This window comes from Desulfovibrio sp. (assembly GCF_034006445.1).
Lineage (GTDB): Bacteria > Desulfobacterota > Desulfovibrionia > Desulfovibrionales > Desulfovibrionaceae > Desulfovibrio.
Window position 1 is genome coordinate 390,872 of the sequence record NZ_JAVESS010000002.1, and the last position, 11,817, is coordinate 402,688.

General features: G+C 56.0%; 7 protein-coding genes and 1 tRNA gene. 4 read left to right on the forward strand and 4 right to left on the reverse strand.

The annotated features are described in order from the left end of the window. Positions 1-21: 21 nt before the first annotated feature. The 3 genes from RBR41_RS04410 to cas3f are packed head-to-tail and all read right to left on the reverse strand — an operon-like array spanning position 22 to position 5,159. Positions 22-840 carry a type I-F CRISPR-associated protein Csy2 gene (locus tag RBR41_RS04410; protein WP_320351377.1) on the reverse strand — a complete coding sequence of 273 codons (819 nt, stop codon included), beginning with the start codon at positions 838-840 and terminating at the stop codon, positions 22-24. Further along, entirely contained in the window at positions 837-1,985 is a 1,149-nt protein-coding gene (locus tag RBR41_RS04415; RefSeq protein ID WP_320351378.1) for a hypothetical protein, read from the reverse strand. Before RBR41_RS04415 ends, RBR41_RS04410 begins: the two co-directional genes overlap by 4 nt. A 33-nt stretch (positions 1,986-2,018) precedes the next feature. Continuing rightward, a complete protein-coding gene (cas3f, locus tag RBR41_RS04420) occupies positions 2,019-5,159 on the reverse strand; it encodes a type I-F CRISPR-associated helicase Cas3f (protein WP_320351379.1) in 3,141 nt (1,046 codons plus the stop codon). A 634-nt stretch (positions 5,160-5,793) separates the two neighbouring features. Here cas3f and focA point away from each other — a divergent pair. The 4 genes from focA (at position 5,794) to RBR41_RS04440 (ending at position 11,164) form a co-directional block, all read left to right on the forward strand. Next, entirely contained in the window at positions 5,794-6,681 is an 888-nt protein-coding gene (gene focA / locus RBR41_RS04425) for a formate transporter FocA (protein ID WP_320351380.1), read from the forward strand. Between the two features lie 708 nt (positions 6,682-7,389). Continuing rightward, the gene (locus RBR41_RS04430) at positions 7,390-10,326 is read left to right on the forward strand and encodes an Rne/Rng family ribonuclease (RefSeq protein WP_320351381.1); all 2,937 of its coding nucleotides are present in this window, start codon (positions 7,390-7,392) and stop codon (positions 10,324-10,326) included. After that, positions 10,299-11,021, forward strand: coding sequence for an epoxyqueuosine reductase QueH (locus RBR41_RS04435; protein ID WP_320351382.1), 723 nt, complete (start codon positions 10,299-10,301; stop codon positions 11,019-11,021). Before RBR41_RS04430 ends, RBR41_RS04435 begins: the two co-directional genes overlap by 28 nt. Positions 11,022-11,088: 67 nt before the next feature. After that, positions 11,089-11,164, forward strand: a tRNA-Asn gene (locus RBR41_RS04440). Positions 11,165-11,380: 216 nt separating this feature from the next. Here the strand turns inward: RBR41_RS04440 and RBR41_RS04445 are convergent. Further along, positions 11,381-11,788, reverse strand: a complete 408-nt coding sequence (locus RBR41_RS04445; protein ID WP_320351383.1) for a hypothetical protein — start codon at positions 11,786-11,788, stop codon at positions 11,381-11,383. Positions 11,789-11,817 lie beyond the last annotated feature (29 nt).

An 11,817-nucleotide genomic window follows, 5' to 3' on the forward strand; every position in this document is an offset into this window, starting at 1 on the left:
ATATTTTCCTTTTACTGGGGGTTAGCGTTGATCCTGATATATTCTGTACACGTCGGGCGTTGCCCACTCTGATCTCCACAAAGTTTGTTCCGCCCTGTCTTCATCAAGGCAGCGGCGTATGGGCACGTACTGCACAAGCCCCACAAGCGGTTCCGCAAAGGCATGCTCGTACCCTTCACGCACGCCGGAGCGTTTTTCAAACGGGGTGGTGGCGGCATAGCCAAGGCAGGTGGCTGAAAGCCAGCCCATGCCGTCGCCTTCCACAGGTTTGTGGCCCAGAGCGGCCACGAACTGCTCCGCGCGGTTGCCTGCCCCTTCCCTTTCCAGCAGGTCGCGGCGATCCATCACAACATAGCCAGTGCCAATATGTTCAAGAGCCTCACTGACATCACTGCACAAACGTGATTTTCCCTTACGGGTGATCGCGCCGCCAGCAAGTCGGCTTGTTGCAACATGGGCATCAATATCTTCGGCGGTGGCGAGATCCCGAATGCCAATAACCAGAGAAACCTCCATATGGGCACGGGCCACCGGCTGGAGGGACAATGCATGGTCATTTTTGGCGGAATAGTCCCAATGTTTCCTTGAAGACATAAAAGTATAGGCCGCTCCTCGCCGCAACTGTGGGTTGAATCTACCGTAAAATGAATCTCCAAGCGGCGTGTAACTGTGCAACACAAAAGCCATTGAAAGCACGTCGTCCGCCATATCTACTTTACGGCCAAGAGCGTGCGCCATGAGCCAGGCTGCGAGCACGGGCGGTCCGCCCAAAAGAAAGGCGGCATTATACATGTTGGCGCCCTGAACCCGCATATGCGACAGAACAAGATAGGATGTCATCGAAACGCCTCCTCCAGAATAACCTCAAGGCTAAAGCGGGCAGACGAATCCAGCTTCAAAAGGCTGTGCCCGGTGCCTTTGTGGGGCATCAGCATTTTGGCGACTACCAGCCGTGCCATACGGCGTGCCCAGTTATCGCAAAGCCCGCATAGCGACGGGTCCAGCAATCCCCGGATTTCCAGCGGCCGTACATGGGGCGAGACGCGGGCGTGACGCGGCGGGTCCAGGTGGGGCAAAAGCTCATCTTCCGGCAGAAGATGCTCATGCTGCACCAGCAGTTCCTGGGCCTCTACCGCCATATCCAGCACGGCACGGCCAATGGCCGCAACAAGCTTTTCTTCCCGCTCTCTTTCCCTCAAGGTAATTGTGCTTTCATCCGGTTCCGCCCTCAGCACTTCTTCACGAAATGCGGCATATGTCTGGACAGCTTCCCTGAAGGGACCGGGGACATGCACATCAAGCGGCAGGCCTTTATGATAGAGCGCGAAGGCATCACGGGTGGACGCCGACGCCCCTGGGGCCGACACCATGAGGGGACGTTGCATGGAGCGCACCAGACTGCCGACGTTTTGCGGGTTGGATCCGCCAATACCGAACTGGGCCTGGCGCAGCTTTCGCCTTGCCCCTTCCGATTCTTCCGTTGCTGCCTCGTTATGACGCGGCACAAGACCCTGCTCACTGTCAAAAAACAGCGGGCAAATGCTGCTTGCCGTTATTGGCGTCATACTCACATAGCCGCCCGGCGCGTCTTTTTTGGGAATAAGCAACTGGCGCAGACGGTGATCCACAAAGTCCGTGCCAATACTGTAGCCGGACGCATTGGCAGCCGCGATGCCTTCAATGATTGCCTTTTTTTCGTCAGCCCCCGCGTCTTTCGCTTTTGGCGCTTCAGCGAGAACCCAGTTGATCTGCTTGACGATGCCCGCCTTGGCTGCCCCGCCTTCCGCATAGTCCAACGGGAAGGAAAGACCACTCCCCAGAAGGGTACGCAACGAAATATAGGGCAAGTCCAGCGCGGCATCAGGCCCGAGGCGTATGCCCACAAGGCTTGCGTTAGAATTGACTGTCTTTGAATTAAAATGGACAAGACGCTCCGTTTCCTCTCGGTATTTCTGGGGAGGGTATGGTTTCCATTCTTCGCTCATGGCGCTCCTTTCCGTCCGCTACTGCGGCTGGTTTCAAGTTATTCGCCGTATGCCAAAACCCAGATCATACATAAAACTGTCATTATTATATGAGGTCAGCTCGGCTTGCAGGCCTTCTTCCGGCCATATGCCCGCCTCATGACACAAGCGTTCCATTTCCGGCGGGCTGAGCGCCAGCCAGGCATTGGGCATAGCCTTTTCTTTGCGCATTTCATGCTCGTTACATACCCAGCTTGCGCCGTGAGAATCCTCATCCCAACGGAAATACAGCGCATTTTCACCCTCGACCCGCATTAGCCAAAGCTGCTTGCGGCCAGATATGCTACGCAGAGGCGTTTGCTCATAGGGCGTGGCCGACATGCGAAAGGCATCTATGGGACTACGGCTGAACAGCCCCTCACTTCCATCGCTGTCTGCGCCAAAAAACCGCGTAACCCTCGTGGCGATGGCCCTGTCGTCAGCAACGGCAAAGGCACTTCCTCCGCCAAGCCGCAGCCCGGCATCAATGGTGAGCGCCTCCGCCTGCCAGGGCAGCAGCTGGGCAAGGTCATGCCCCTTGTATAGCCTCACCTGACCTTTGCCCTCGTATCCAGGAAAAATAAAAGCACGAGTATCTTTCGAGCCCTGTTCGCAATTTTTACAATGACGCAAATTGTGTCTGAGTATGGCGATATTGTGTGCGTTGTCGCGGGAAACAAGACGGTGCCTGTTGACACGTCCTGCAACCTGAACAATGGATTGCGCGCTGGAAGGCTCAATGACAGCCCAGTCAAAGTCGTGATCCCTGCCCACCTCTTCCACGGGCGTGGCCACAACAATAAAAGGCACTTGCGGCTGCGTGGCGCGGGCCACAAGCACCCGTATTTCCTTGTCTGCGAGGATATGGGCATTCCCTCTTTTGCGGGTCAGCAGATGATCGAGGCGGCGCTCTTTATGAAACCGGCTGATGCGCCAGTCGCCAGAGTGATAGCAAGCCACATGGGCATGGGGCAGCGCCTGGGCCAGGCTGCGCGCCGTGGCAACAGCGCCGTTGATGTTCGCCACACGTACAAGACCGAAAGAAATCCGCCTGCCCGGCGAAAATTCCCAGGCGTTTTCAGCGTGCAGGCGCTGCACTGCTTCCAGCACCGCATTCTGAAATCCCTGTATGGAGGGCTCCACCGGCTGCAAAAAAGCCCGTCGCATGCAGGGCATGCGTTGCAAATGGGACGTCATATCCTGCATGCGTTTGGCATACCATTCTGAAAATGCAGCGCTTTTGTTGTCAGAAACCAGCACTTCCGGCGCGAGACTGTCATCAATGACGGCAATGCCCGAACGCGCAGGGGCCGCGTCTGGCTCCTGCATCAATGCGCGCCGGAGCTTCTGGCCGGAAATCCAGGCGGCATGGACGGCGTCAGCCGTGGCCTGAGAAAGTGTGGCCGAAGAACAGATGATATTGCGCCCGAAAAAAGCGCTCAGTTGCACCAGCCGCAAGACAGCCACAAGGGCTTCCGGCTCATAGCCGTCGACCTCGTCCAGCACCAGATCGGCTGTCATGAGGCGCAGCAGGGCTTTGACGTGATGCCCCTGACGGTCAGGACGGCCGGCGGCATCCAGAAAATCAATGGTAGATACCAGCAAGGGCGAACCGACGATCACCTTTTCACGCGCCGTGCGCCAGAAGGGTTCCATCCATGCGGGCAATGGGCCGGAATCGCCGCTGCAGAGGATCTCGGATTCGACCACGTCTCTGTCGTCAACGGTTTCTGTTCGACTGGCCCAGTCAAAAAGCCTTTGGGTGACGCCATCGCCGATGACCGTGGCCATGTCGGCGGGCAAAATGCCAAGGTCAGATTGCAGGGAGTGCCCTGTCTGCAAGGTCAGGCTGCGTAAATTGAGCGCAATGGAGCAACGCGGCGCGGCATCACGCGAAAGAATGCAGGCCGCGCGCAGGTTCATTCTTGTCTTGCCGCTGCCCGTACCAGCCATATTGAACACAAGGCAGGGCGTGTCGGGGTTATCCTGCCGCCAGCGGGCCAGGGCATCGGCAGCGAGGTTTTGCCAGTGATAACGCGAGGCTTCGTCCGCCGGTTCCACAATGGACGCCACTGAAGCCTCTTGCAGCCCTTCAAGCGGGCCCGCCGTGCTCTGCGACAGTTGGCCCATGCGCCATGCGGCGTTGGCAGCCACATGGGCCACTTCGGTCAAATGCCAGTGCAATGGCTGGTTAAGGACACGTTTGTTTTCGACAAACCGGGTATTGGCGGCGCTTGTGCCGTCATCAGGAGGGGTGGGATAGGCTCTGGCCGAAACGGTGTGATCAGCAAAAATGAGCGCGGCCCTGGCCAGGATGAGGCATGCCCACCAGAATTCCGTATGCTCCCGGCCCTGCAGCGCCTCGGTCAGCGCGCTCAATTTTGATTCAAGCCGCTGAAAATTTTTGCATATGTCTTCGGGCAGGGGCGCGTGGGGCTGGCAGTAGTCTTGAGGAACATTCTTTGAACGGACATGGGAAGCCGCCACCGAAGGAACCCTTCCGCCATCTTCACCGCCAGAAAAAAGCAGATGATGGCTTGCCACAAGAAAATCCACGGCTTCCAAAGCGGTGGCCGGGGCGTGGAACGCCCTTGAACCTGGGTCTGTTGGACGTTTAATAACTTCGTCAAGCGCCTTATCGTCATGCAAAACCCGCCATGCCTCTTGCCAGCTTACACCTTGCCGTAAAGCGCGCAGCAGGCAGACACTTATCCACTCATGGCGCACGTCATCGCACAGCATTTTGCGATCGCGCAACTTTTTCTGAAAATATATTGAATACTTACCAAGGTCATGAACAAGGGCGGCAGCCTGCGCCAACAGGCAGACACAGCGAAGCCAGAGCGGAATTTCTGCCGCGCGCCTGGCCAAGCGCCGCGATGTTCGCACGGCAACAGCGCCATCGGCAGAAAACCTGCCCCGCGCGCCCACAATCCACAGTAAACGCATACGGCGGCGGCCGTCATTTTGATAACAGGCCACCGCCGTATTGCGGGTTGCACTTTTGCGAAGAGCCGCATGAAGTTCTGCCAACCCTTCACGGGTTATGGGCGTTATCCATGTGCGAATACCGGCTCTTGGCGCGTAGCTGTCTAAAATTCTTTGCGTTCTTGAAACTGATTTCCTGGTGCATTCAGAAATAAGAACAACATGCATCTCTCGCTTACCTCAGTTTCAATTTGAAGCGGTCGGGGCGATACAATAGATACAACGATATTTCTTCATGTATTATGGGCTAAATGAATCCAGGTCAAACCTTATTACTGTTTTGTTGTTCAGCAATCCCCGGACAACAAAATATAAATTTTAAAATACGCCTTATAGTACAGTTATTTACTGTGTTACTGCACAGAATTTTTTTCCGTTTTGCCCCAAAAAAGGCAGGGCAGGTTTTGTACATAACCGGGCAATACTCCGCGACAAATTTTGTCTATAATCATTTAATATGCTGGCATATTTAGAAAATAAAATAACTAGCATAAATATATATAAAAAACTTAGAGCAAATTATGCATGAAACGCAGTGCAAATAAAAAAAATATACATTTGCCATAGATATAACAATACCCGACAACTACAATATATTTATATTCAAAAGTACGTTTACCAACTCAATACCCACCCTTATCAACGCATAAGGCCTATTGTATCATTTTATATACAGTAACACCTGTCCTTATGGATATTTTTTCATGGCTGGTGTACGGTGACGGACTTTTTGTTTCAGGTTCTGCCCGCGCAGCACTGTTCAGAGTCCATCCACACTGTTCCCTCCATAAGGAGACTGTTCATGACCGGAGCGTCTTTTGAAGCGCTGAATCCTCGCCAGATGTACGGCAAGGTTGTGGAAACCATGATAATCAAGGCCACACGGCCGCCCCGCCAGGCTTTTTTGCTTTCCGTGATGGCGGGTCTGTTTATAGGATTGGGCTTTGTTTACTGCGCTGTGGCCAATGTGACAGGGGCAGGCAAGATCGTTGGCGGGCTTGTGTTCAGCCTTGGCCTCATGCTTGTGGTGGTGCTGGGCGGCGATCTTTTCACCTCGACCACCATGACGCTTGTGCCCCGCGCGAGTAACAGGATTAGTTGGGGGCAGATGCTCGCAAACTGGGGCATCGTTTATGCCGGAAATTTCGTCGGCGCCATTGCGCTGGTAGCCCTTATCCTTCTCAGCGGGCACCCCTGGAACGACGGCGGCAGCATTGCCCTTTATTACATCAAGACAACCGAATACAAGCTGACCCACAGCTTTATCGAGGCCCTGTTTTTGGGCGTCATGTGCAACCTTATGGTCTGCCTTGGCGTGTGGATGGGGTATTCCGGCCGCTCGCTCTTTGACAAGATGGCAGCCTGCCTTTTTCCTGTGGGCCTGTTCATTGCCTGCGGATTCGAACACAGCATCGCAAACATGTTCATGATCCCCATGGGCATACTGTGCAGCGGTATGATGCCGCCCGAAGTAGCGGCCAAGCTGGCCGATCCTGTTCACACGCTCTCGCTGCTCACCTGGGAAAACTTTGTGCTGAAAAATCTCATCCCGGTAACACTGGGCAATATCCTTGGCGGCGGCGTGCTTGTGGGCCTGTTCCATTGGCTTGTGTTCGCAGATGAAAATACCAGGGAAGCCCGCGCCACAAGCGACGCTCACGAAAGCCTGAAAGAGAAGCATGCCGGATAATGGCGTGCTGTCATGTGGAGGATGGCCGCCCGCAGGGGCGGCTGCCCTTCGGCCACACCAGGTTGAACCGCACTTTTTTGCCCTGCTAAATTCTTTGAAAGGCTTGGAAACGTCGGCGGTGGCGCGTGAAAGCCCTGCTCCCTGCCACATGCCTGCATCTGCGCGCACGTGGATTCATGCCATCGTCGAATGAGGCTTTCTTCCGTCGCGACAGTAAGGATTCCTGGTTGCGATATCGGCAGGCACAGTGTATGTTGCCAAAAGCTCTATGGCGCTCCACGCAAAAACGTTCAGCGCATGAAGCGGCGTGCTGTCTTTCGCATAGAATACCGCACAGTGCGCCGCTGCTCCCCCCTCCGCAGGACAGCCCCCCCCAACAGTTCAAATCGCTCTGCGGGCACCGCTCAAGCTTTGTTTACGCCTTTGCGGCAGACGCCTGCCAGCACGGTCGTCAAGCACATTCACAATGAATGCCCCAACCGACGGCATACACGTATTACTCTTCTTCACTGCACAGGAACGCTTGCATATTTTTCAAAAAAACGTACTCTCCAACAAGCAGACTGGTATGCCTGCCGCAAATGCGCGCCACACGGTGCTGCTGCGGCAAATTCCTTTTGGGATTACGGCATGCTGCTGAAATTTTTCGCGGTGGTGAACCCGCCCCGCAGCCAAAGGACTTTCATGACCAAAGACCAAGAAACCCCAGTGACAGAGACCCAAAATTCAGGCGAACCGAGCCCGAAGCCTTCCAAACCCAAGACCCGCGCCTCTGCCCGCGGAAAGACGGCTACTGCCCCTGGAACAGTCGCCAAAACGGCAGAAAAAACCGCGCCCCCTTCCCCCGCTTCCAAGACTTCTCCCAAGGCTTCTCCTTCCTCCGCCAGCGCGGATTCCGCGCCAAAAGCCGCCAGGCCCAAGACTGCCAGAAACACGACGGGCAAATCCGCCTCGGCCAAAAAAAGCTCCGGCACGGCAGACGCCCCCAAGGCTGGCACGCCTGACAACGCGCCCGCAAAATCTGGCACTGCGCCTGCGGTAAAGGCTGCATCTGAAAAGACAGCCCGGCCTGCCGCGACCACGGCGCAGACGCCTGCGGAAAAGAGTGTGGAAAAAGCGCCAGCCGCCACTGCTGCTGCCGCTCCCTCCACGCCCAGCGGCGACAAAAAGTCCGCCGCAAAATCCAGAACCGCCCGAGGCAGGCAGACAGCTGCCAGGACTGGCAAGGACGACGTTACCGCTGCCAAGGCAGAGGGCAAGGCCGCTCCAGCGACAGCCACGGCTAAAGACATGTCTGCCAACGAAAAAGGCACTGCCAGAAGCAGGGGCACAAAAACTGGAGCAGCCAGGGGCACGGCCCGATCGCATGCTGGCAAAAGCACGGCCGCCAAGCCGGATGCCGCCACAAGCGCCGCTGGCAAGCCTGCCGACGCCGCTCCGGGCGCGGGTGCGACATCTGAAGCCAGACCCAACGCAAAACCTGACGCAAAACCGGCCACCGCTGCCGGGGCCCGCCCTTCGGCCAGGGCCCGCGCCGCTGCGCCCCGCACAAAAACGTCGGCCCAGAGTCCTGCTCCAAAGGCCGCCGCACAGCCTGAAAAGAAAAATCTTCCGTCCTCCACCGCCGCTCCTCAGGCCAGGCCTGCCCCGGCCAGAACAGAAGCCGGTCAGCGCCAGCCGCAGACCGCGCACACTGGCAAACCCGCTGCCGAGGTCAAGGACGCCACGGTTTCCGTCACTGCGACGGTAACATCCACAGAAGTGCTGGCACTGGCTTCCGGCGAAAAGCTGGCCATTGCCAGCCGCGAATCGCTTGCCATTACGGCCTCCGAAACCCTGGCGCTGGAAGCTGTCACCGACACCCAGGATACTGAAGGACGCCCTGAAGGCTCCGATGACGCGCCGCGCCGCAAGAACAGGCGTGGACGCCGCGGGGGACGTGGCCGCAACCGCAGAAAAGAGCAGAATGGCGATAATGGCGAGATGCAGGCAAGCGATGGACTTGCTGCCGACGAGGTTTTTGACGACGCCCCGCAAAATGGTCAGAGCCAGGCCCTTGCCGAAACGGGCCAGGCCAGCGCCGCCACGCCTGCCGCCAGCCCTGACAAGAAAACCCCCGAACCGGCCAAGACTGCCAACAACCAGAAATCTGCTCCGGCAGCGCCTACGGCCAAGGGTAAGGGAAAATCCGAATCAAGCTCCGGCAGACGCCGCATGTTCATCAGCGTTTTGCCAGGCGAGCAGGTTGAGGTGGCCCTGACCGAAGACGGACAGTTGCTTGAATATTACCTGGACATGCTGCATCAGCGCAAAATCAAGGGCAATATTTACAAGGGCGTCATCCACAACATAGACACCAATCTTCAGGCCGCTTTTGTGAGCTACGGCGCAGGCAAAAACGGCTTCCTGCAGATTGACGAAATCCATCCCGAATACTGGCTGACGCATCACGAGCCAGCCAAGGGCAAAAAATTTCCGCCCATCCAGAAAGTTCTCAAGGCCGGACAGGAAGTGCTTGTTCAGGTTGTGAAGGAGCCTACGGGCAGCAAGGGCGCGTTTTTGACCACGTGGCTCTCGCTGGCCGGACGTTTTCTTGTGCTCACCCCCGGACAGGAACAGATCGGCGTTTCGCGCAAAGTGGACGATGATGAAGAACGGAGCCGCCTGCGCGAAATGATGAACGGCATTGACCCCGGCCCGGGGCTGGGAGTCATCGTGCGGACGGTCAGCGCGGGAACCACCAAAACGACCCTCAAGACCGACCTGCAATATCTGAAGCGCGTCTGGCGCGACATTCGCAAAAAAGCCACCGAGGTCACGGCCCCTGCCCTTATCTATCAGGAGCCAGGCCTGTCGGAACGCGCCGTTCGCGACTATCTGACAGAAGACGTGGGCGAAATATGGGTGGACAACGAGGATGTGGCCCAGAGCATCCGCGAAACCGTCAACCTGCTCTTCCCCCGCAAGAGTGATCTCGTGCGGCTGCACAATGACGTGCGCACCTCCATGTGGGAACGGTTCAACCTGCGCCGCCAGCTTGACCAGATTTATACCCGCGAAGTGCTGCTGCCCTCTGGCGGCCGGCTGGTCTTTGACCAGACCGAAGCCCTCATGGCCATTGACATCAACTCTGGCAAAATATCCGGCAAGGGCAACTTCGAGGCCATGGCCCATAAAACCAATATGGAAGCCGCCGAAGCCATTGCCCGTCACCTCAAGCTGCGCGACATTGGCGGACAGGTGGTCATCGACTTCATTGAAATGCGTGATAAAAAGCACGTCATTGAAGTGGAAAAAACCCTGCGCAACATCATGAAAAATGACCGCGCGCGGCATGATGTGGGGCGCATGAGCTCTTTTGGCCTTCTCGAACTCGTGCGTCAGCGTACCGGATCATCGGCCCTGGCCATCACCATGGAACCCTGCCCCTCCTGCGGCGGCACGGGCCAGCGCCGCAACATCGAGTGGCAGGCCCTCCAGGCCCTGCGGGAAATGCACCGCATGCTGCGCGCTGAAAACAAAGAAAAGTGCGTCTATAACGCCTCGCCCGAGCTGGCTCTGTATCTGCTCAACCACAAGCGCGACAGTCTGCGTGAAATGGAACAAAGCTACAGCAAATGTCTGGAAATATCCGTTCGTCCGTAATGGGCGGGCAAGGCACAGCCTCCGGGAAGCCCGGCTTCCCGGAGGCTGCCGCAGCCATATCCGCAAATCCAGTGCCCACTGACCTCTCCGGCCCGCAATCCTCCCCCGCCGCTACGCCCCGTGCGCGCAACCTGCTGCTGCACGTCTGCTGTGGCCCTTGCGCCGTCATGCCCATCACGCGGCTGCTGGATGAGGGTTTTGCAGTCACAGCCTGGTATATGAACCCCAACATACACCCGCTCTCCGAATATCTGCGCCGGAGGGACGCTGCGGGCGAATGCGCCGAAAGGATGGGCATTCCCATTCTTTATGACGATGCCAGCTGGAACGTCACCACATGGTTGCGGGCAGTGGCGGGCCGCGATGTCGCGCCCCAACGCTGCGCATACTGTTGCTCAAGCCGCATTGAGGCTGCCTTTGCCGCCGCCAGCCAGCTTGGCTTCGCCTTTGTGAGCAGCAGCCTGTTGTATTCACGCTATCAACCCCACGATGTCATCAGGCAGACAGGGGAACGCCTGTCCAGCCCGGACGGCGTGGGCCCCGACTTCGTGTACAGGGATTTTCGTGAAGACTGGCAGGAAGGCATCGACAGATCAAAGTCGATGGAACTGTACCGCCAGCCCTACTGTGGCTGTATTTATAGCGAAGCCGAGCGCTATGAAAAAAAGCTGGCACGCCTGATTTTAGCCCGATAAAAAAATTTTTGCATTTTTGACTTGACCTTACCCCGTATTTTCCGTAAACACTTCCTTGCCTGAACGATCCCCGATAGCTCAATTGGCAGAGCGGGTGACTGTTAATCACTAGGTTGGCGGTTCAAGTCCGTCTCGGGGAGCCAAAAGAAAACAAGCCCTTGCAGTTAATCGCTGTAAGGGCTTTTTTCGTTGGGCTACCACCGGGCTACCACCATTGAAAAATAAAAATATGAGTCTACGCCAACGCGAGCGTACGCCCGGTAACTCTCCCTTCCTCTTTTTGACACTTTAATCGCTGTCAGATGTGCCGCATACCCAGACCCGCCTTTAAACAATCTTCAAAAAATTTGAGGTCAACCTCACTTTTTTGCGTAAAAAAATGCAAGCTGTTCAAGCATGTTTTTTACAATGGATCCCCTATCTACACGCTTGCTTTTACCCCTACCATTCCAGATGTTAGCTGCAATAAATGGAATTTTATACTCTGCAGCTATCTCTTTAAAATCCTTTAGCCTCCGACTTACAAAAGTCGTATTATTATTTATATCTTTGCTATGATCCCACAATTTTTCATTTATCTTTCTCCACACAATCCCCTCAAGTGCCAACATATACGCCATAATTATCTTTAGATTATCTTCATTGTCCTTATGAATTTCCTTCAATTCTTTACAACGCTCTAACATGTACTGTTTTGGATCATCGGAGATAGATTTTTTCTCTATTTCATATTTGAAAACGTTACGAATCTCATTTTCATCAAACATAAGATTCTTTTGACCCTCCCCCCGAGAAG